The sequence below is a fragment of the Paraburkholderia sp. genome, assembly GCF_049581445.1.
Lineage (GTDB): Bacteria > Pseudomonadota > Gammaproteobacteria > Burkholderiales > Burkholderiaceae > Paraburkholderia.
This window is the reverse complement of sequence record NZ_JBAURZ010000171.1, coordinates 1-21342: the sequence shown is the minus strand read 5'-3', so window position 1 is coordinate 21342 and position 21342 is coordinate 1. Positions and strand designations below refer to the sequence as shown.

At 60.8% G+C, this 21342-nt stretch carries 16 protein-coding genes; 11 read left to right on the top strand and 5 right to left on the bottom strand.

Annotated elements, in window-relative coordinates; all coding sequences use genetic code 11:
• Positions 1-459: 459 nt before the first annotated feature.
• From WCA85_RS15425 to WCA85_RS15375, 11 genes are all read left to right on the top strand, one after another.
• Positions 460-1035 carry a cupin domain-containing protein gene (locus tag WCA85_RS15425; RefSeq protein WP_424065267.1) on the top strand — a complete coding sequence of 192 codons (576 nt, stop codon included), beginning with the start codon at positions 460-462 and terminating at the stop codon, positions 1033-1035.
• A 386-nt stretch (positions 1036-1421) separates the two neighbouring features.
• Entirely contained in the window at positions 1422-4109 is a 2688-nt protein-coding gene (locus WCA85_RS15420) for a TonB-dependent receptor (protein ID WP_424065265.1), read from the top strand.
• Between the two features lie 362 nt (positions 4110-4471).
• Positions 4472-6412 carry an extracellular solute-binding protein gene (locus tag WCA85_RS15415; protein WP_424065292.1) on the top strand — a complete coding sequence of 647 codons (1941 nt, stop codon included), beginning with the start codon at positions 4472-4474 and terminating at the stop codon, positions 6410-6412.
• Positions 6413-6420: 8 nt separating this feature from the next.
• Positions 6421-7473 carry a microcin C ABC transporter permease YejB gene (locus tag WCA85_RS15410; protein ID WP_424065263.1) on the top strand — a complete coding sequence of 351 codons (1053 nt, stop codon included), beginning with the start codon at positions 6421-6423 and terminating at the stop codon, positions 7471-7473.
• Complete coding sequence (locus WCA85_RS15405) at positions 7427-8539, top strand: ABC transporter permease (protein ID WP_424065261.1); 1113 nt, start codon at positions 7427-7429, stop codon at positions 8537-8539. Before WCA85_RS15410 ends, WCA85_RS15405 begins: the two co-directional genes overlap by 47 nt.
• Positions 8539-10182 carry an ABC transporter ATP-binding protein gene (locus WCA85_RS15400; protein WP_424065259.1) on the top strand — a complete coding sequence of 548 codons (1644 nt, stop codon included), beginning with the start codon at positions 8539-8541 and terminating at the stop codon, positions 10180-10182. The genes WCA85_RS15405 and WCA85_RS15400 overlap by 1 nt, the downstream gene beginning before the upstream one ends.
• Positions 10179-11615 (top strand): TldD/PmbA family protein, encoded by a 1437-nt coding sequence (locus WCA85_RS15395; protein WP_424065257.1) that lies wholly within the window; start codon positions 10179-10181, stop codon positions 11613-11615. Before WCA85_RS15400 ends, WCA85_RS15395 begins: the two co-directional genes overlap by 4 nt.
• Positions 11615-12976 (top strand): TldD/PmbA family protein, encoded by a 1362-nt coding sequence (locus tag WCA85_RS15390; protein WP_424065255.1) that lies wholly within the window; start codon positions 11615-11617, stop codon positions 12974-12976. The genes WCA85_RS15395 and WCA85_RS15390 overlap by 1 nt, the downstream gene beginning before the upstream one ends.
• A 16-nt stretch (positions 12977-12992) precedes the next feature.
• Positions 12993-13520: a GNAT family N-acetyltransferase gene (locus WCA85_RS15385; RefSeq protein ID WP_424065291.1), complete on the top strand. Its 528-nt coding sequence runs from the start codon at positions 12993-12995 to the stop codon at positions 13518-13520.
• A gap of 89 nt (positions 13521-13609) precedes the next feature.
• Positions 13610-14185 carry a GNAT family N-acetyltransferase gene (locus WCA85_RS15380; protein WP_424065253.1) on the top strand — a complete coding sequence of 192 codons (576 nt, stop codon included), beginning with the start codon at positions 13610-13612 and terminating at the stop codon, positions 14183-14185.
• A gap of 12 nt (positions 14186-14197) precedes the next feature.
• Positions 14198-17413: a multidrug efflux RND transporter permease subunit gene (locus tag WCA85_RS15375; protein ID WP_424065251.1), complete on the top strand. Its 3216-nt coding sequence runs from the start codon at positions 14198-14200 to the stop codon at positions 17411-17413.
• 422 nt (positions 17414-17835) lie between these two features.
• Here WCA85_RS15375 and WCA85_RS15370 read toward each other — a convergent pair whose 3' ends face one another.
• The 5 genes from WCA85_RS15370 to WCA85_RS15350 all read right to left on the bottom strand — a co-directional run.
• Positions 17836-19038, bottom strand: coding sequence for a tetratricopeptide repeat protein (locus WCA85_RS15370; protein ID WP_424065250.1), 1203 nt, complete (start codon positions 19036-19038; stop codon positions 17836-17838).
• Between the two features lie 16 nt (positions 19039-19054).
• The gene (locus WCA85_RS15365; RefSeq protein ID WP_424065248.1) at positions 19055-19483 is read right to left on the bottom strand and encodes an ExbD/TolR family protein; all 429 of its coding nucleotides are present in this window, start codon (positions 19481-19483) and stop codon (positions 19055-19057) included.
• A gap of 62 nt (positions 19484-19545) precedes the next feature.
• Positions 19546-19971, bottom strand: coding sequence for an ExbD/TolR family protein (locus WCA85_RS15360; RefSeq protein WP_144154323.1), 426 nt, complete (start codon positions 19969-19971; stop codon positions 19546-19548).
• Between the two features lie 3 nt (positions 19972-19974).
• On the bottom strand, positions 19975-20910 hold the full coding sequence (locus tag WCA85_RS15355; RefSeq protein WP_424065246.1) for a MotA/TolQ/ExbB proton channel family protein: 936 nt from the start codon (positions 20908-20910) through the stop codon (positions 19975-19977).
• Between the two features lie 75 nt (positions 20911-20985).
• Positions 20986-21342: energy transducer TonB (locus WCA85_RS15350; protein ID WP_424065245.1), on the bottom strand; the 357-nt coding region annotated here is incomplete at its 5' end.

Sequence of the window (21342 nt, the reverse complement as noted above, 5' to 3'; positions counted from 1 at the left end):
TCGGCGCTTTTGTTGGTTCGTAAATGCCCGTTTTCTCAGGTTTAGCGACTAGAGTTCTGCCTCTAATTGGAGGAATGTCTCTAAACACTGTATGTTCCCATCAAAAAAAGTTTGACGGACGATTTTGTCTTGATATCGTCCATTCCCATCAGACGCATCAAAACGTCTAGCGTGAAACAGGCGAGATTCTCGCGCCGCTTTTTAGTGCATCCCGTTTTCATACAAATCAACGAGTCCAGTCCGGAAGGGAAAGCGCTTGCACTTCAGTTGTGCATTTGAGCCTTCCAGTGGTGCTGGATGAGTTGCACGTCGCCCAGGTAACCGGCTCTATCCGGTTTTCACCAGGGGTGAGCGCCAGCCAAATTTCTCAACCGACTTTTTCTGCGCGGGTGTCGCGCTTTCGATGAAACTTAATTTGCTTAGATCAAACAAATTTTGACTACTGGATTCTGTCTTGCTATGGTTCCGCCACTTGATAAGAAGGCATCAGCCGCACTCGCAATAGGCAGCAAGATTCGAGCATTGCGGCAACGGCTCAAACGCACGTTGAATGAAACGGCGACAGCAGCGGGGATCTCCAAACCGTTTTTGTCGCAAGTGGAACGAGGGCAGGCCACGCCGTCGATCACATCGCTAGTCGGCATTGCGCAAGCGTTAGGTGTCACGGTGCAGTACTTCGTGGAAACGCCGACTGAAGCGAAGTCGGTATGCCGCGGTGACGAGTTGAGGTTTTTTGGGTTTGCCGATTCGGCGAATCTGTTTGGCAGGCTGACGAATCTGTCCTCTGACCGCAAGCTGGAAGCGATTCTGGTGAGGATGCCAGCGGGCCAGCAGCCGTCTGAAGTGACGACGCATGCAGGCGAAGAATTTTTATATGTGATGAGCGGGCAAATCGCTCTCACGCTAGAAGGTACGACCTTCGTGTTGCAAGCCGGTGACACCGCGCATTACGAGTCAACCGTGCCGCATGCATGGACGAATACCGCCGGTGAAGAAACGGTGCTCGTCTGGGTAGGGACACCGAGGTTGTTTTAGGTTTTGGCTGGCAGTCTGATGTTCGGCATCGAAGAGTCTGAATAGATCCATAAGTAGTACTACAGGTTAACCCGGAGTTGAGTGGACGCTTCCCGTCAAAGAGTGAGTCGAATAGCCAAAAGCTGTGATTCACCCGGCGAGTGGAATGTTGATGAAAGCTTTTGAAATTTATTTGTAATGCTTTAGTAGTGCGAAATTAAATAAGTTGGAGTGCCCCGTCTATCTGGCTGCAATGGTTTAGACGATGGAGCGCGGTTTGTTGGGTTGTAAGCGCGGGGCAACTTTGGCGGATCGTGGCGAATCGTCGCCGCAAATCGAATGGAGAGGTCCATAAGACCTCTCTCGCGCAACAAGTGTGGCCTTACTGACGAGTGAGAAGGGGAAAAATGAAACAACGGGCATTGGCGTTGGCCATCAGAAGAATAATCTGGGCCGAACTAGCATTGTCGGCCGCGATCGCCGCTCCGGCGTTCGCGCAGAGTCAGCCGGCAGCACCGGCGACGGGTACTGCGGCTGCGGCCGCACCGGACGCTGCTTCAGGCGCGGCAGCAACGACGAACAACAAGAACGTCAAGCAACTGAAGACGTTCCAGGTGACCGGCTCGCTGATCCGTAGTTCGGACAAGGTCGGCTTCAACCAGGTGCAAACGGTCTCGCAGAAGGACATTCAGGACAGCGGTTCGACGACCGTTTCCGACTTCATGCGCCAGACTTCGGCCAACTCGGCCAATAGCTGGAGCGAAGGCCAGACTTCGAACTTCGCTGCAGGCGCTGCTGGTATCGCGCTGCGCGGCCTCAGCGAAAAATACACACTCGTACTGGTCGACGGCCAACGCGTTGCACCGTTCGCGTTCTTCTCGAACAGCGTCGACTCGTTCTTCGACCTGAACACGCTGCCGCTGAACGACATCGATCGCATCGAAATCGTGAAGACCGGCGCCGTGTCGCAATACGGCTCGGACGCTGTCGCCGGTGTGGTCAACGTCATCACCAAGCATGACTTCCAGGGCCTGCAACTCGACGGCGGCCTGGGCAGTTCGGTGAGCAACGGCGCGGGCAATGGTACGTACAAATTCGGCGTGCTCGGCGGCTTCGGCGATCTGAACTCGGATCGCTTCAACGTCACGGTTGCAGCGAGCGCCTACAAGGACAACGGTTCCACACTGGCCGATCGCGATTCGACGCAGAGCCAGGACTGGACCGGCAAGCCGGGCGGTTTCTCGCTGCTCGCGCCGTCGTACTGGACGTTGCCGGATGGCAGCGCGCAGGCAGTGGGCGGCTGTTTAGGCGGTGGCACGACGCATCCGGCGAGCACCAACTCGCTGACCGCGGGCCAGGCCGGTACGGTCTGCAGCCAGAATACGGCGGGCGATACGTCCATCGCGCCGATGATGGAGCGTTACAACGTCAAGGTTCATGCTGACTTCAAGATCAACGATACGACGACGGCGTTCGCGGATCTTCTGGAAAGCAACAACACGAGCACGCAGAACGATGGGGTGCAGTATGTAGGCAGCCCGCAGGGTGCCGCGCTTCTCTACAATCCGACGACGAAACTGGTTACGCCGTTCAACTTCACGGTGCCGGCGAGCAACCCGTACAACCCGTTTGGCGTGGACACGCCGCTCACCTACGCTTTCCCGCGAGCAGTAGCGGAAACGACGGACGCCAACTACTACCGCGCAGCGACTGGCATAAAGGGTTCGTTCACCCTGCCGTACGGCGATTGGGATTGGGCGACCTCGGTCAGCCACTCGCAAAGCACGGTGTCGAACACGTACAGCAACCAGCTGAACGCAGCCGCACTGACGAACATCTATCAGAACGGTACGTTCGACTTCGCGAATCCGTCGGCTACGCCGAACGGACTGAATGGTCTGTTCCAGAACGCGAACAACCTGGGTATCTCGAAGCTCGATACGGTTGACGCGACGATCGCGACGCCTAACCTGTTCCATCTGCCTGCTGGTGACGTGGGTCTTGGTTTCGGTGCGCAGTTCACGCACCAGAGCGAAATCATCGAGCCGGGTTACGAGTATGCGCAGGGCATCGTCATCAGCCCTAACCTCGAAACGGTGGATGGCCAGCGCAACGTGGCGGCCGTGTACTACCAGGTCGACATTCCTCTGCTGAAGAACCTGACGTTCAGCCAGTCGGGCCGTTACGACCACTACAGCGATGTGGGCGGTGCGTTCTCGCCGCGCTTCGCACTGCGCTACCAGCCGGTGCAGGCGTTGACGATGTACACGTCGTATAGCCGCGGCTTCCGTGCCCCGACGTTCGTTGAAGACAGCGCGTCGAGGACGATCGGTATCCAGGTGGATCAGGCGACCGGCCAGAATTACACGTCGATCACCGAGGGCAATCCGAATCTGGCGCCTGAGCGTACGAAGAACCTGAACATCGGCTTCGAAGTCTCGCCGACCCGTACGACTGACGTCGGCTTCGACTGGTATAAGATTCGCGTGGACAACGTGATCGGTCAGGGCGGCGCTTCGCAGACGGTCACCGACGCCAACGGCAACCTGATCTATGCGGTGATTCCGTATCAGAACCTGGGCTACCTCGACACGAACGGCTTTGAAGGCACGCTGCGTCAGGCGCTGCCGACTGCAGTCGGCACGTTCACCCTCGCGGCTGACTGGGCTTACGTGAATAGCTTCAAGCTCGGCTCGCCGGGTAGCGCACCGATCGACGGCGCGGGCAACAACTACACGCTCACGCAACCGTTCGGTGGCAGCTTCCCGCGCTGGAAGGGCAACACGTCGGTGGACTGGAACTACCACAAGTGGGATGCCCAGCTGACGTGGGAGTTCACAGGTCCGTACGCGCAGAACCTGTTTGCATCGCCGGCTCCGAACAAGGTTGGCTCGTACAGCCAGTTCAACCTGATGGTGACGTACTCGGGCTTCAAGCACTGGACGGTTTACGGTGGCGTGAACAACATTTTCAACCGCACCCCTCCGTACGATCCGATCTTCGCGAACGGCACGCTGGACCAGAGCGGCTACGATACGTCGCTCTACAGCTACCTCGGCGTGTTCGCCCAGATTGGCGCAACGTATAAGTTCTAAGAAGTTGTAAATAGCTTGTTGACGACTCGTCGCTCCGGCATTCTTTGTGCCCGCTGGAGCGACTTTTTTTCGTAAGCAGCAGACACTTTTTCGTGGGTAGCACACTGTGGACTTCTCCGTACGTCGCCGCGGCCGTCATGCTGTATCGTCGGACCCGGTCAGCGCGAGAAGAAAGCAGCGATTGGTGTAGGGTTGTAGGCGAGACGACTCACGCGTTCAGGGTCGTATCGTGAAGTAAGCCGCAATTCAAGGCGCCATGCGACGCCTTAAGTGACCCGGGCGATGGCCGTTGGCATCGCTGAAGTCGATCCGACGAACCGCGTGCCGGCCAAAAGCCTGAGCGCGATCTACGCATACTGATGATGAGAATTGTGAAGTTTCGGTTGCCGCGTGCTCCAGGGACGATCTCCAGCGCAGCGGCGACACGGCAGGCCACCACGCGCGTCGCTCCGCTGCTGGCTGCCGCGCTGCTGGGTGCAGTCAGCCTGGCGGTGACGCCGGTCGAGGCAAGCCCCGCGATCGCGCAGTACGACCAGCCCAAATATCCCGCCAATTTCACGCATTTCGACTATGCGGACCCTGACGCGCCCAACACGGGCACGCTCAATTTCGAAAACTACAACGAGTTGCAGAGTTACGACTCACTCAACCCGTTCCTCGTGCGCGGCGCGCCTGCCCCGGATATCCAGAACCTGATGTTCGATACGCTGATGCAGCGTAGCTGGGACGAACTCGCTTCCGAGTATCCGTTGATTGCGAACGATGTCGAGGTGGCGCCAGATCTGAGTTCGGCGACCTTCCACATCAATCCGGCCGCACGCTTTTCGAACGGCGACCCAATCACGGCTGCGGACGTCAAATACTCGTTCGACACGCTCGAGAGCCCGCAGGCCTCACCGCTGTTCAACGCGCAGTTTTCGGTCATCAAGAGCGCAACGGTGATCGACAAGCTGACGATCCGCTTCGATTTCAGGCATCCGGAGCGTGACGCACCCCTGATCGCCGGCGACATTCCCGTGTTTTCGCCGAAGTGGGGCATGACGGCCGATGGCAAGCGTCCGTCGTTCGACCAGATCGCGAATGTGCCGCCGATCGCCAGTGGTCCTTATCTGATCGCGCAACGCAAGAACGACAAAGACATCGACTACGTACGCAATCCGAACTACTGGGCAGCCGATCTGCCTTCGCGGCGCGGCATGTACCGGTTCGACCGGATTCGCTTCAAGCTGTACCTCGATCAATACACGCAGCTGGAGGCCTTCAAGGCCGGCGACGCGGACGTCAAGGTCGAATACAGCGCGACCCAGTGGGCGCGTAAATACGTCGGCAAGAACTTCAATAGTGGCCTGCTCAAGCAAGCCAACGTGCCGGACGGTCCGGCGCAAATGCAAGGGTTCCTGATCAATCTGCGTCGGCCGATGTTCCAGGACGTACGGGTGCGCCATGCGCTGAGCCTGGCATTCGACTACGACTGGATGAACCGGATGATGTTCTACGGTCAATACGTACGGCTGAACAGTTTCTTCGATGCCAGTCCGTTTGGCGCGACCGGTATGCCTGGCCCGAAGGAACTCGCACTTCTCGATCCGTTCCGCTCGAGCCTGCCGGCTGAAGTGTTCGGTCCGGCGGTCAAGATGGCCAACACGCTACCGCCCAACTCGCTGCGCGGCAACCTGCGCGAGGCCCGCGACCTGCTCGCGCAAGCCGGCTGGCACTACCGTGATGGCGCACTGCGCGACGACAACGGCAATCCCATGACGATCGAGATCATCGATGATGAGCCGGGCATGGACCGTTTGATCCTGCCGTACATGCAGGCGCTGGGCACGCTCGGCATTCAGGCACACATGCGCGAGATCGACAGCGCGTTGTATCAGAAGCGGCTCGATAACTTCGAGTACGACATGACCACGTACATCTACCCGCCCGTCACGATTCCGGGCGCGGAACTGGAGCGCCGTTTCGGCAGCGCGGCAGCGACGCAGGTGGGTTCGGAAAACTATCCGGGCATCAAGTCGAAGGCGGTGGACGCGATGATCCATGCGGCGCTCGCGGCGAATACGCTCGACGATCTCGAAGCGGCGACCCGTGCGCTCGACCGCATTCTGATCAATGAGTACTACCTCGTGCCGCAGTACTACAACCCGAATTCGCGCATCGGCTACAAAACCACGTTCGCGTATCCGAAGATCATCCCGACGACGTATCAGGCCGAGGACTGGGTTCTCAGCTACTGGTACAAGAAGCCGGAGACGGCCCTGTCCGCATCCACGCCGGTGCCCGCGCCGTCCGCAGCACACTGAGGACCACCATGCTTGCCTACATTCTTAGACGTCTGCTGTTAATGGTGCCGACCCTGATCGGCGTGGTGACCCTGACCTTTGTCGTCACGCAGTTCGTGCCGGGTGGGCCGGTTGAACAGGTGATGACGCAACTCCGCCACGGCAAAGGCCGTGGCGGAGAGGCGGGGGCGGGCGGTGGCGGTTATCACGGCAGCCAGGGCGTCGACCCGCAACAGCTCGAACAGATCAAGAAGCAGTTTGGTTTCGACAAGCCGCCACTCACGCGTTACTTCCTGATGATGAAGAACTACGCGACCTTCAACCTCGGGCAGTCCTACTATGCGCATCAAAGCGTCTGGGAGGTCATCAAGTCCAAGCTGCCGGTGTCCATCACGCTCGGCTTATGGACGGTGATATTGACCTACCTGATATCGGTGCCGTTGGGCATTGCGAAAGCAGTGCGCAACGGCTCACGATTCGACACGGTCACCAGTGTGCTGGTGCTGTCTGGTTATGCGATTCCGGGTTTCGTGCTGGGTGTGCTGCTGTTGATGCTGTTCGGCGGCGGTACCTTCTGGCAGGTGTTTCCAATGCGCGGCCTCACCTCGGATAACTTCCAGGATCTGAGCGCGTTCGGCAAGCTGCTCGATTACCTGTGGCACATCGTGCTGCCTGTCACCGCATCGGTGGTCGGCAACTTCGCTATCGTCACCATCCTGACCAAGAACACCTTCCTCGAGGAAATTGGCCGGCAATACGTGCTGACCGCAAGAGCCAAAGGGGCGCCGGAGCGCGACGTGCTGTGGAAGCACGTGCTGCGCAACGCCGCGATTCCGCTGCTGACAGGTCTGCCCGCTGCTTTCGTCGGCGCATTCCTGAACGGCAATCTGCTGATCGAAACCCTGTTCTCGCTCGACGGTATGGGCCAACTCTCGTACGACTCGGTGATCCGCCGCGATTACCCGGTCGTTCTTGGTTCGCTCTTCCTGTTCACGCTGATCGGTCTCATAACCAAACTTATTGCTGACGTCTGCTATGTCCTCGTCGACCCCCGCATCCAATTCAACCGCCTGGGCCGCTGATCCCGCGGCGGTCACGCTCGTCGCGTCGGTCTCGCCGTGGCGGCGCACGTGGCTGCGTTTCAAGAGCCAGCGTCTGGGTTACTGGAGCCTGCTGATTTTCAGTGCGCTGTTCGTGATCAGCCTGTTTGGCGAAGTGCTGGCCAATGACCGTCCGCTCATCGTGCGCTATGACGGCCACTACTATTTTCCGATCGTGAAGGACTATCCGGAGACGCTGTTCGGCGGCGACTTCCCGGCCAAGACCAATTATCTCGATCCGTATATCCGTTCGCGTATCCAGGGCAACGGCAACTTCGCGGTCTATCCGCCGAATCACTACCACTACGACACGATCGACTACTTCGCGGCGCATCCGTATCCGGCGCCGCCGTCGTCGAGCAACTGGCTCGGCACCGATCAGTTCGGCCGCGATGTGCTTTCGCGGCTGTTGTACGGTTTTCGTTTGTCCGTGCTGATGGCGTTTGCGTTGACTGTTTCGGGGGTGGGGATCGGCGTGCTGACGGGCGCCATTCAGGGCTTCTACGGCGGGCGCACGGACTTGATCGGGCAGCGCCTGATCGAAATCTGGAGCTCGATGCCCGACCTCTATCTGCTGATCATCTTCGCATCGATTTTCGAGCCGACGCTGTGGCTGCTCTTTATCCTGCTGTCGATGTTCGGTTGGCTGGTGCTGTCCGACTACGTGCGCGCAGAATTCCTGCGCAACCGTTCGCTCGACTACGTGAAGGCCGCGCGCACGATGGGCCTCTCGAACTGGCAGATCATGTGGCGCCATGTGTTGCCCAACAGCCTTACGCCGGTGATCACGTTCCTGCCGTTCCGTATGAGCGCGGCCATCCTGTCCCTGACCAGTCTCGACTTCCTCGGACTCGGTGTACCGCCGCCGACGCCAAGCCTTGGCGAACTGCTCGCCGAAGGTAAGAACAACCTCGACGCATGGTGGATTTCGATCTCGGCATTTTCGGCGCTGGTGATCACGCTGCTGTTGCTGACCTTCATGGGCGACGCATTGCGCAACGCGCTCGACACGCGTGCGCGCGGCTCGGCATTCGGAGGTGGCAAGTAATGAATAAGCCTTTGGACAAGCCGTTGCTGGAGATTGACCGCTTCTCGGTGCGCTTTGGCGAGAAGGTGGCGGTGCAGGAGTTGAGCCTGTCAATCGCGCGCGGCGAACGCGTCGCGCTGGTCGGCGAATCGGGCTCGGGCAAGAGCGTGACGGCGCTTTCAATTCTGCGCCTCGTAGAACATGCCGAATTGAGCGGCCGCATGCTGCTCGACGGTGAAGACCTGCTGCAGAAAACCGAGCAACAGATGCGCGGGATTCGCGGCGCGGATGTGGCGATGGTGTTTCAGGAGCCGATGACGGCGCTCAATCCGCTGTACACGGTTGGCAAGCAGATCGCCGAAAGCCTGCGCCTGCATGAAGGCCTGCGGCCGAATGCGGCACGCGAGCGGGGCATCGAACTGCTGCGCCGTACTGGCATTCCTGAGCCGGAGCGGCGCATCGACAGCTTTCCGCACCAGTTGTCGGGCGGCCAGCGCCAGCGCGCGATGATTGCGATGGCGCTCGCGTGCCGTCCGCGTTTGCTGCTCGCCGACGAGCCCACCACGGCGCTCGACGTGACGGTGCGTCAGCAGATTGTCGATCTGTTGATCGACCTGCAGGAACAGGAAGCAGCTGAGCGCGGCATGGCCGTGCTGCTGATCACGCACGACCTGAATCTGGTGCGTCGTTTCGCGCAGCGCGTGGCAGTGATGGAAAAGGGCGTGCTGGTCGAAACCAACACGACAGAAGCGCTATTTTCGAATCCGCAGCATCCGTACACGCAGCGTCTGCTCGACAGCGAACCGCAACGTACAGTAGACGAAGTCGAGCACGATGCGCCCCGTATCCTCGAAGTGCGGGGGCTGGCAGTCGACTATCACACCGCGGGCAAAGGCTGGCGTTCGATGTTCGGCAAGTCGACCTTCCGCGCCGTACACGACGTGGATCTCACTTTGCGGCGCGGCGAGACCCTCGGCATCGTGGGCGAATCCGGCTCGGGCAAGTCTACGTTGGCGGCCACTGTGCTCGGTCTGCAACATGCGGCGGAAGGCGCCATCCATATCGATGGCGTGCCGTTGTCGTCGCTGAAGGCGGCCAAGGCGAAGCGCGCGTTGTATTCGCGCATGCAGGTTGTGTTTCAGGACCCGTTTGGTTCGCTCTCGCCACGCATGACGGTCGAACAGATCATCGGCGAAGGGCTCGCGGTGCATCGCCCGGATATCGACGCCAAGACGCGGCGCGATCGCGTCGGCGCGCTGCTCGAAGAAGTGGGTATGCCGGTTGAATCGATGCTGCGTTATCCGCACGAGTTTTCCGGCGGCCAGCGTCAACGCATTGCGATTGCACGCGCGCTCGCCGTCGAACCGGAGCTGCTGGTGCTCGATGAGCCGACCAGTGCGCTCGACGTGTCGATCCAGAAACAGGTGCTGAATCTGCTGACAAATCTGCAGAAGAAGTACAAGCTTAGCTACCTGTTCATCACCCACGATCTCGCGGTGATGAAGGCGATGGCACATCGTGTGATCGTGATGAAGTCGGGCCGCATCGTCGAAGCGGGCGATACGATCGACGTGTTGCACGCACCGTCGCACCCCTATACGCAGTCGTTGCTGGCTTCGTCCATGATGTCGCCGGCCTCGGATCTACACGAGAAAATCGCATGATTGACGAACGGTGGGCGCAAGCCGCCCGCACGCTGAAGAGTGGCGCGGATTTCTGGTCGCTGCGTATCGTTGACGAGACGATCGACGATCACGAAGTTCGCAATGACATCGCGCAACCGCTGCGCACCGTGCGCGATCGCGGTGCCATGCTGATTGCATGGGTCGGCTCAGGTGCGGGTTATGCGGCCACCGGGAATCTGTCGGCTGCTGGGCTGCAGGCGGCGCTCGATGTCGCGACCGCGCGTGCCAAAGCGAGCGGATCACTGTCGCTGATCGATCACAGCGTGATCGCGCGTCCGGCGACGAGCGGCCAGTACGTATCGCCGAATGCCGAACAGGCACTGCCGAGCCGCGGTGAATGGCTTGAGCGGCTCGCGGTCGAATGCGCGGCGGCCAACATCGATCCGCGCATCGTCGAGCGTACGGCCAGCGTGCAACTGACGCACACCGACCAGCTCTATATCACCGGTGACGGCGTGCGTATCGATCAGCGCTTCCGCTTCGTGATGCCGCAACTGAGCGTCGCCGCGCATGCGAATGGCGACACCCAGGTGCGCACGCTCGGCGGCAACTACGGGACGCTCGCGCAGGGCGGCGTCGAAGTGCTCGCCCGTTATGGTTTCGATGGGGCAGGGGCGCGCATCGCTGATGAAGCGTTGCAATTGCTGGCCGCGCCGAATTGCCCTTCTGGCAAGCGCGATTTGCTGCTGATGCCCGATCAGATGATGCTGCAGATTCACGAGTCGATCGGCCATCCTCTGGAACTGGACCGTATTCTCGGCGACGAGCGTAATTTCGCCGGCTGGAGTTTTGTGAAGCCGGAGATGTTCGGCCACTATCGTTACGGTTCGGAACTGCTCAACGTCACGTTCGATCCCGAGCTGCGTGAAGAGGCCGCGGCTTACGCATTCGACGACGACGGCACGGCCGCGAAGAAACAGTATCTGATTCGCGGCGGCGTACTGGAGCGTCCGCTGGGCGGCGCGTTGTCGCAACAGCGCGCACAACTGCCGGGCGTGGCGAATTCGCGTGCGTCGAACTGGAACCGACCGCCGATCGACCGGATGGCGAATCTGAATATCGAACCAGGCACGCATTCGCTCGACGAGATGATCGCCAATATCGAGCACGGAATCATGATGCGCAGCAACACATCGTGGTCCATCGACGACCATCGCAACAAGTTTCAGTTCGGCTGTGAGTTCGGTCAACTGATCGAAAACGGCAAGCTCACTCAGGTCGTCAAACAGCCGAATTATCGCGGTATTTCGGCGAATTTCTGGCGCAGCCTGAGTGCGGTCGGCAACGAGAGCACCCGTCAGGTATTCGGCACGCCGATGTGCGGCAAGGGCGAACCGGCCCAGATCATTCGCGTTGGCCATGCGTCGCCGGCTTGCGTGTTCAGCGACATTGACGTGTTCGGAGGCGCATGATGAGCGAGGCTATGCTGTTGCAGAGCGCGACAACGCTCGACTGGCATCGACACTTCCTGCTGCTCGCCGACGAAGTAGAGCGCGCGCAAAAGGGCGCGGAAATCACCTTGATGTCGTTTTCCGCCGAGCAGTCCGACTTCATCCGTTTCAATGCCGCCAAGGTGCGGCAGATCGGGCAGGTTTCGCAGGGCAAACTGACATTGCGTTTGATCGATGGCGCACGTCAGGCCTATTCGACGCTCACCGTATGCGGCGATGCCGACGCCGACCTGCACGAAGTGACCGACGCATTGGCGACGTTGCGTGAAGCCTTGCGTGATGCATCGGACGATCCGCATTTGCTGTTCGATACATCGCAGTGGGAACGTTCGACGCGCCGCGCCGGCAAGCTGCCGCAGCCGCAGGCGTTGGTACGTACGGTGGCGGAATGTGCGAAAGGGCTGGATTTCGTGGGCTTTTACGCGGGCGGCACCATCGTGCGCGGCTTTGCGTCCACTCGGGGCAGCCGCGGCTGGTACGAGGTCAGCAACTTCAATTTCAGCTGGTCGCTGTACGACCCGAGCGGTCGCGCGATCAAGACGAGCTACGCGGGCGATCACTGGAGCGACGCCGTTTTTGCGGGCAAGATCGAACAGGCCGCGGCACGCCTGCCGGTACTGGCCAGGGCGCCCCGCGCGCTGTCGCCGGGAAGCTATCGGTCATATCTGGCACCTGCGGCGCTCGAAGGATTGCTGGGCGTAACCGCATGGAGCGGCTTTTCGGCGCGCGCGCAAGCCACCTCGCGCAGTGAATTGTACAAGCTGCATACCGGTGAAATCGCGCTGGACCCGCGCGTCACGCTGACCGAGGACCTGAGCCTCGGCATCACGCCGGGCTTTAACGACGATGGCTATCTGCGCGCGAGCGTGCCGCTGATCCAGGACGGCCGCAGCATGGAGCGTCTCACCAACGCACGCAGTGCGCGGGAATACGGTCTGCAACCGAATGGCGCGCTGGATAGCGAAGCACCTGCGGCGTTGTCAATGGAAGGCGGCGATCTGGCTGAAGAGGATGTGCTCGCACAACTCGATACGGGGCTTTATATCGGCAATCTCTGGTACGTGAATTTCTCGGACCGTATGAATTGCCGCCTCACCGGCATGACCCGATTCGCGACCTTCTGGGTCGAGCACGGCAAGATCGTCGCGCCGCTCGAAGCGATGCGTTTTGACGACAGCATGTACCGCCTGCTGGGCGATCAACTGGAGCGGCTGGGTGCGCAACCCGAACTGCAGTTGAGCGATTCCACCTGGGGCGAGCGCGGCACTGGCGGCACGCATCTGCCAGGCGCGCTGGTGCGCTCGTTTGAACTGACCCTGTGAGCGAACGGAGTCGGACATAACAACAAAAACGCTTCCTGAGAGATTTACGCTGCGCGCGTTGCGCGCAGCCGATGCCGAACAACTGCACGCGCTGGAGCAACAGCCGGCCATGCTGTATGGCAATCCGGGCGCGCCGTATCGGACGCTGGCGCAGACGCGCGAGTGGATCGGAAAAATTGCCACTCCCGAGGTGGCAATTTCCGCACTGGCCGGCGATATACTTGTTGGCTTCGGCGTGCTTATGCCCGGCAAGCTGCGCCGCGCCCATACGGCGAGGCTGGCACTCGGCGTACATGAGTCATGGCACGGGCAGGGCATCGGCCACGCATTGATGGCCGAACTGCTGGATCTGGCCGACAACTGGCTCGGTTTGCGACGCGTTGAACTCAAGGTGTTTGTCGACAATGAACGGGCCGTTGCGCTTTACCGGAAATGCGGTTTTGAAGTCGAAGTGGTGCAGCGCGCGTCCGCGCTACGCGACGGTGTGCTGATCGACGGTTACGTGATGGCACGACTGCGTGAGCCGATGCCGTTTGCGACCTGAAGCAACGCAAGAAACACGAGCAACGCGAGCAACGTAGGCAACCTATGCGACGGGCGTAGCGCAGGCTTCGATCGCAACGGACCAAAATAATGAATACGAGCAGCGAGAGGTTTGAGAGAGACGCACCGAGAGTGGCACCGATTGTCGTGCGGGCTTGTGAGCCGTCCGACATGGAAGCGGTCGCCGAAATCATGAGCCAGCCGGGCGTACGCCGCGGCACGCTGACGATCGGCTATCGCAGCACGGAAAGCATGACGGCATGGTTTGAGAAGCTGCCGCCTGGCTGCATTTCACTGTGCGTGCAGCTTGATGGTCGTGTGGTGGGCCACGCCGGCCTGGTGATCGCGCCGCCTCGCCGTGCGCATTGTGCTGAAATTGGTATTTCCGTGCACGACGCGTACCAGGGGCGCGGTGTTGGGCGCGCGCTGCTCGGCGCGCTGATTGATCATGCAGATCGTTCGCTCGGTCTGCGTCGTCTCGAACTCACGGTGTTCACCGACAACGCGCCGGCCATCGCGCTATATCGCCGCTTCGGTTTCGTCGAAGAAGGGCGCTCGCGTGGCTTTGCGATGCGCGACGGCGTGCTGGCCGATGCCCTGCACATGGCGCGTCTTGTCGATGCGCCTGCATTCGCGCCTGCTATCGTGGCGCACAGACCGCACTGACAGGAAGCCTGCGTGCCCTCATTTTTTATCGACCGCCCGGTCTTCGCATGGATTGTCGCGCTCGCCATCATCGTGGCGGGCGCGCTGGCCATTCCGCAACTGCCTGTTGCGCAATATCCGCGTCTTGCGCCGCCACGCATCGTGATCGTGGCGAGCTATCCGGGCGCCGCGACTGAAGTCGTGGACGGCGATGTGGGGAGCATCATCGAAGAGAGTCTCGATGGCGCCGACGGTATGTTGTACTACGAAACCAGCAGCGACGGCCAGGGCAACCTCGAGATCGACGCCACCTTCTCGCCGAGTACCAATCCCGACATCGCGATGGTCGACGTGCAGAACCGGCTCAAGCAGATCGAGCCGCGTCTGCCGCAACAGGTGGTGCAGAACGGCATCAGCGTGTTCAAGGCGTCGAATACGTTTCTGATGCTGGTGGCGCTGACCTCGACCGACGGCACGCGCGATTCAACCGAACTCAGCAACTACCTGAACCGCTACGTGATGCGCGAACTGAAGCGCGCACCTGGCGTGGGCTCGGCAGAACTGTGGGACTCCGACGAGGCATTGCGGATCTGGCTCGACCCGATGAAGCTGCGCGAATACGGTCTCGCGGCTGGCGACGTGAATGCGGCGATCATGGCGCAGAACGCGTCGGTGACAGCCGGCACGCTCGGCGACGCGCCGTCGCTGCCGGGTCAGCAGATGGTCGCCTCGGTGACCGTAAAGGGGCAACTGGTCTCGCCTGAGGAGTTCGGACAGATCGTGCTGAAGGCGAAAGCGGACGGTTCCGCGGTGCGCCTGCGGGACGTGGCGCGCGTCGAACTGGGTCGCGACGACTATTCGTTCTGGTCGCGTCTGAACGGTCGCGCCTCGGCGACCGTCGGCATTCAGCTCGGACCGCGCGGCAATGCGCTCGAAACCTCGAATGCGATCCGCGCCCGCCTGGCTGAACTGTCGCGCAGCTTGCCGTCAGGCGTCGCCATCGAAATTCCGTTCGACAGCGCTCACTTTGTGCAGATCGCCATCCGCGAGGTGGTGATCACGCTGATCGAAGCGGTGGTGCTGGTGTTCTTCGTGATGTGGCTGTTCCTGCGCGACCTGCGCTATACGCTGGTGCCGACCGTGGTGATTCCGGTCACGCTGATGGGCGCGTTCCTCTCGATGTGGGCGTTCGGCCTGTCGATCAACGTGTTCACGATGTTCGGCCTGGTGCTGGCCATCGGTATTCTGGTGGACGACGCGATCGTCGTGGTCGAAAGCGTGCACCGCGTGATGGAAGAAGAGGGCTTGCCACCACGCGAGGCGACCCGCAAGGCGATGTCGCAGATCGGCAGTGCGATTGTCGGCGTGACCGCGGTGTTGACGGCAGTGTTCGTGCCGATGGCCTTCTTCCCGGGTAGCGTTGGCGGCATCTACCGGCAGTTTTCGGTGGCGATGATCGCGTCGATGCTGGTGTCATCGTTCATGGCTCTCTCGCTGACGCCGGCGCTGTGCGCGAACCTGCTGAAGCCGACCGGCACGACACCGCGCCAGCGCGACGCGCGGCGCGGCATTCGCGGCATGGCAGCGCGTGCGGCGACAAAGTTCGCGGATGGGTTCGACAGCACTTCGCAGGGATACCGCTGGCTCACGACGCGCACTGTGCGACGCATCGTGCCGGTGCTCGCGGTGTATGTCGGACTGGTCGGCATCTGCGGGCTGCTCTATTGGCAGATGCCCAGTGGCTTTTTGCCCACGGAGGATCAAGGTCAGTTGCAAGTGATGATCCAGCTGCCCGCTGGGTCCACTCAGGCGCGCACGCTGGGCGTAATCAAGCGCGTCGAGCAGATCCTGCACCGGCATCCCGAGATTGCGCACGTGACGAGCCTGATTGGCTGGAGCTTCCAGGGCACCGGGCAGAACGTCGGCATGGCGTTCGTGGAACTGAAGGACTGGGACAAGCGCAAACTCAGCGCGATGCAGTTGCAGGACCAGTTGAACGACGAATTCTCGGTGATCCTCGATGGCGAGGTGGACGCCCAGTTGCCGCCTTCGGTGCCGGGCGTGGGTCACTCGGATGGTTTCGTGTTCCGCCTGGAAGACCGTGGCGGGGTCGGGCTCGACGCGTTGAAGGCCGCGCGGGAAGAACTGTTCGCGAAGGCCAAGGTGAACCCGACATTAGCCGACGTTCACTCAGAGGACCTGCCCGACGCGCCGCGTATCGAACTCACCATCGACCGCGCCAAGGCTTATGCGCTGGGCGTATCGTTCGACAAGATTTCCGATCTGCTTGGCAGTACGTTTGGCTCGACCTATGTCGACGATTTTCCGGCGGGCGGCCGCATGCGACGCGTTGTGGTGGAAGGCGACGCGTCTGCGCGCATGACCGACGACGAACTGATGGCGCTCTCGGTGGAAAACACCTCGGGGACCATGGTGCCGTTATCGGCGATCGCTTCGAGCAAGTGGACCGTCGGTCCGGTGGCGCTGAGCCGCTATAACGGTTATCCGTCGCTCGACGTGAGCGGCCGGGCGGCGCGTGGCTTCAGTTCGGGCGCGGCCATGGCGGAGATGGAGCGCCTCGCCAACGCAACGCTGCCGGTGGGTGTCGCGTACGACTGGGTGGACGCCGCGCGTGAGGAGACCGTGGCGGAGCAGCAGACTCCGCTGTTGATCGGCCTGTCGTTGCTCGCGGTGTTCATGGCGCTCGCTGCGCTATACGAAAGCTGGACGATTCCGTTTGCGGTACTGATGGTGGTGCCGCTCGGCGTGATCGGCGCGGTGTCCGCCGTGTTGATGCGCGGCATGCCGAACGATGTGTACTTCAAGGTGGGGATGATCACGGTGATCGGCCTGTCGGCGAAGAACGCGATTCTGATCGTGCAGTTCGCCCGCGATCTGCATGCACGCGGTGCACCGTTGAACCGCGCAGTGATCGACGCTGCGGCGGCGCGGTTCAGGCCCATCGTGATGACCTCGGCGGCGTTTCTGCTGGGCGTGGCGCCGTTGGTGGTGTCGAGCGGGGCAGGCGCCGAGAGCCGCCGCTCGATCGGCACCGGCGTGTTCGGCGGGGTGCTGGCGGCGACCGTGCTGGGGCTGGTGTTCGCACCGGTGGCGTTTCATGCAGTGGTGTCGATCACACGAGGACGACGGCGTTCACCTGCGCCTGCGCCAGCACCGCGTCAGGACAGCGAACGTAATGAGCCTCAGGCGGGACCTGCGCTTTCAGATCGGGAGATGGAGTCGCGGTGACCGCTTCGGAGGCGCATCGGGCGATGCGCCTCTCGTACTTCTCTATTCGCTCACGGGGCGACCGGCCTCGATCCACCGGGTCACTTCGTTTTTACTCTGTAGAGCGAGGTTCAAAATGACCTAAGATTGGATCTTGGGTCAATCTCAGTTCAAAATCACTAAAGAATGAACCAAGATTGAACTGAGAATGAACTAAGCCGCCATCTTGATTCAAAAAATGACCTGAGATTGAACTTAGATTGACCTGAGAGTCATAAATGGGACCGACTTCCCTGCGGCCCGAGACGTAGCCACCACCCGCTCCGCTAGCGAAAAAATTACGAAAGCAGGGCAGGGCGCCACAAAAAGAATCGCGCCGCAAACGAGGACTTTAAAAGTCCCGTTTGCGGCGCGAGGAACAGCTTGCTAATGAGCCGTGCAGCTTACTTGGAGGCTACGAGGATCCACAACCGGGCCAGGTCAGCCGAGCCATCGTCACCCTTGACGGCCTTGAATGCCTGAATCGCCTTCGCCTTCTGCCCCGCGATGTAATACGCCTCGCCCAGATGCAGTTGCGCCTGGTCCGGATGGTCGAGACCACCCTTGGCGATCAGCGCTTCCATCGTGGCCAGCCCCTGTTGAGCCTGACCCGCGAACACCTGATTGAAGGCCGCGTCGAACGGAGGAATCGGCACACCGTTGCTGTCGACCGCGCTAGTTGCACGCTTGGCCGCCAGCGCCTGCAGACGCTTTTCACGATCTGCGCCAGCATCGTGACCGAGCACGCCGGACGTGAAGCCCTGATCGATCACCTGCTTGCCTTCAGCGCTTGTGCCTGCAACGATCGAAAGCTGCGTCATCTGCATGTAGTCGTCAGCCGTCGTCAACGCACCGGTAGCGCGGCGCAGACGATAGGTGTCGATGTCCAGTGATGACGAGTAGCCCGGCTTGCTGCGAATGGCCGAAAACAGATCATCCCAGTACGACTGCTTCGGATGGTACGCCACCAGCTTTTCGAGCGCGCCGCGGTACGTTGCCGAATCGTGCGAACGCTGTGCGCAGGTGCCCAGCAACTGCAACTGCGACTCGTCCGGCGCATGGCCGGCACGCGCTTGCGCATCCACGGTGGGCTTGAGCAGGCTCACCACGTTGGCGCAATCGTTCGACAGGTAGTACGACTGGACCAGCAACGTGTGCATATCCGGATTAGTGCCACCCGCCTTGATATAACGCTGTGCGGTCTTGATCGCGAGCGGGTAATTCTTCTCCTGGAAGTAGAGTCCCGCGAGAGCGGCAGAGGTGCTTTGCTCGTCGGCGGCCGTCAGCTTGCCGGAAGACAGCAAGGTTTCGTACGCCTGAGCAGCGACTGCATTGTCACCCGCTGCGATGGCGGCAGCACCGCGCATCTCTTCCACCATATAGTTTTCATATGGCGTCTTGTTCGGCACAGCGGCGGCCTGCGAGATCTTGCCCAGCGCGCCCTGGTAGTTATGCGCGCGGTACAGGGTCTGTGCGTCGTTGAGCGGCTTGGCGACTTCCGGGCGCAGGGAATCGGCGGCATGTGACGCGACCGGCAGCATCGCGAGGGCCGACAAGCCCCCGAAAGCGGCCGCCAGCACGGCACGCTTGAACCGTTGATGGATCATTTGCACTCTCACATCCTTATTGCATGTACTGCTCGTTGCCGATCAGCCCGATTTTCGTGGCGCCGATGCGCTGTGCCGAAGCCAGCACCGCAGCGACATCCTTGTACGGCACCAGCTTGTTCGGCAGCAGATGAATCTCGGCCTGCACCGGTTCAGCGGCCACCTGTTGCAGGTGCGAATCGAGTGCGGCGTGGTCGGCCAGCGGCTGACCATTCCACATCATCGTGCCGTCGAAGTCGATATCGATCTGCACCACTTCCGGCTGAACCGCCGGAGGAGGTGGGTTGCCGATCGGCAAGTTCATCTTGATGGCGTGCGTCTGAATCGGAATCGTGATGATCAGCATGATCAGCAGCACCAGCATCACGTCGATCAGCGGCGTGGTGTTGATGTCGACCATCACTTCCGGTTCGCCGCCACTGCCCGACGATACGTTCATTCCCATAATCTGCTCCTGTCGATCGGACTTAGCGCTTTAGCGCTTAGTCCGATCCCATGCAAAGCTACTTAGCCTCCGCGCGGCGGCGGCTCAGTGATAAATGACACCTTGGCGATACCCGCGCGCTCGCACGCGGTGATCACGCGGCCGATAAACTCGTAACGCGTGTTCTGATCGCCCCGCACGTTGACTTCCGGTTGCGGTTGCATCACAGACACGGTTTTCAACTGCGTGAGCAGCGTCGCTGCATCCACGTGCTTCTCGTTCCAGAAGAAATCGCCATCGCGGTTGACCGCGATCACGATACTTTTGGGCGTGGTCTGCAGCGGCTGGACTGCCTCATTCGGCAACTTCACCGGCACCGTGTGCGTAACAACCGGAATCGTGATCAGGAAGATGATCAGCAAAACCAGCATCACATCAACTAGCGGCGTGGTGTTGATGGCGGAGATGACTTCGTCTTCATCTCCATCTTGCCCAACGCTCATAGCCATGATTTAGCCCGCCTGTTCGACCAGCGCCGCCTTTTGAGCTGCAGCAGCACGCTTGGATTTCTTGCCGCCAGCCAGCAGGACGGTGTGCAGTTGTGCGCCAAAGCCACGGACACGTTCCATCACCGACTTGTTACGGCGAACCAGGAAGTTGTAGCCCAGCACAGCCGGAACGGCGACAGCCAGACCGATTGCCGTCATGATCAGCGCTTCACCCACCGGACCCGCGACCTTGTCGATCGAAGCCTGGCCGGCGATACCGATAGCCGTCAGTGCGTGATAAATACCCCAGACCGTACCGAACAGACCGACGAACGGTGCCGTCGAGCCAACCGTACCGAGGAAGGCGAGGCCGTCTTGCAGGCGGTTCGAGACGTTGGTGATCGCGCGGTCCACCGATACGTCGATCCAGGTGTTGCGATCAACGGCTTCGAGGAGCGCTTCGTCGTGGTGTTCACCAGCTTCGATCGCAGTTTCAGCGATGAAGCGGAAGGGCGATGCCTCGTCCAGCATCTTCGCGCCTTCGGCGAGCGAAGGAGCGGTCCACAGCTGTTCGTCCGCGCTCTTGAAGCGGCGGTTTGCACGGTACTGCTCGAAGAACTTCGTGATCATGATGTACCAGCTACCCATCGACATGATCACCAGCAGGATCAGCACGAAGCGGGCAACGAAGTCACCGTTCTTCCAGAGGGCGCCAAGGCCGTAGGGGTTGTTGACCGTTTCCGACGTAGCCGGTGCCGGCGGCGGCACAGCCTGATCTGCAGGCGCTGCGGCCTGATCAGCGGACGCTGCTGCGGGTGCAGCCGTCGGTGCGGTGGCAGCCGAGGCGGCAACCGTTGCGTCGCTAGCTTGTGCAAAGGCCATTTGCGGTACGACAAAGGTGGTCGCCGATGCGGCGATCAACATGCTTGCCGTCAGTGCGGCGAGAGAACGCTTCTTCATGTCTGCTCCAGTTCATGCGTTGAACTTGTACAACTTGACTAATAAATCGCTACCGGTACCGCTCAGTTCGTGGGTTCAGTTCAAGTTAAACGAGAACGGAACCTGGACACGGACAGGTTGGCCTTGGGAAACGCAACTAAACTTCTTTACTGCATTGAATGCCGCGCGATCGAGTGAAGAGTCTTCCGACGACTTCGCGACACGCTCATCCGTAATATGGCCCTGCTGATCGACTACGAATTCGATGAGTACGTCACCCGTGACGTTGTTTTCCTGCGCTTCCTTCGGATAGACCACAGATGAGCGGACCTGATCGGAGTTCGGGCACGCCACGTCAACCTGAACGCTCGCCGGCTTGGACGGCGCTGCCGGTGCAGGCGGGGCAGGCGGCGGCGCAGGCGTGGCCACGACCGGGGCTGCCTGGTGCGTGAT

What these genes read in the sequence shown, in the direction of transcription:
- WCA85_RS15365 (WP_424065248.1), bottom strand. Translation starts at nt 19,483, where the DNA reads ATGGGAATGAACGTATCGTCGGGCAGTGGCGGCGAACCGGAAGTGATG.
- WCA85_RS15425 (WP_424065267.1), top strand. Translation starts at nt 460, where the DNA reads ATGGTTCCGCCACTTGATAAGAAGGCATCAGCCGCACTCGCAATAGGC.
- WCA85_RS15400 (WP_424065259.1), top strand. Translation starts at nt 8,539, where the DNA reads ATGAATAAGCCTTTGGACAAGCCGTTGCTGGAGATTGACCGCTTCTCG.
- WCA85_RS15405 (WP_424065261.1), top strand. Translation starts at nt 7,427, where the DNA reads ATGTCCTCGTCGACCCCCGCATCCAATTCAACCGCCTGGGCCGCTGAT.
- WCA85_RS15410 (WP_424065263.1), top strand. Translation starts at nt 6,421, where the DNA reads ATGCTTGCCTACATTCTTAGACGTCTGCTGTTAATGGTGCCGACCCTG.
- WCA85_RS15370 (WP_424065250.1), bottom strand. Translation starts at nt 19,038, where the DNA reads ATGATCCATCAACGGTTCAAGCGTGCCGTGCTGGCGGCCGCTTTCGGG.
- WCA85_RS15360 (WP_144154323.1), bottom strand. Translation starts at nt 19,971, where the DNA reads ATGGCTATGAGCGTTGGGCAAGATGGAGATGAAGACGAAGTCATCTCC.
- WCA85_RS15415 (WP_424065292.1), top strand. Translation starts at nt 4,472, where the DNA reads ATGAGAATTGTGAAGTTTCGGTTGCCGCGTGCTCCAGGGACGATCTCC.
- WCA85_RS15390 (WP_424065255.1), top strand. Translation starts at nt 11,615, where the DNA reads ATGAGCGAGGCTATGCTGTTGCAGAGCGCGACAACGCTCGACTGGCAT.
- WCA85_RS15420 (WP_424065265.1), top strand. Translation starts at nt 1,422, where the DNA reads ATGAAACAACGGGCATTGGCGTTGGCCATCAGAAGAATAATCTGGGCC.
- WCA85_RS15355 (WP_424065246.1), bottom strand. Translation starts at nt 20,910, where the DNA reads ATGAAGAAGCGTTCTCTCGCCGCACTGACGGCAAGCATGTTGATCGCC.
- WCA85_RS15395 (WP_424065257.1), top strand. Translation starts at nt 10,179, where the DNA reads ATGATTGACGAACGGTGGGCGCAAGCCGCCCGCACGCTGAAGAGTGGC.
- WCA85_RS15380 (WP_424065253.1), top strand. Translation starts at nt 13,610, where the DNA reads ATGAATACGAGCAGCGAGAGGTTTGAGAGAGACGCACCGAGAGTGGCA.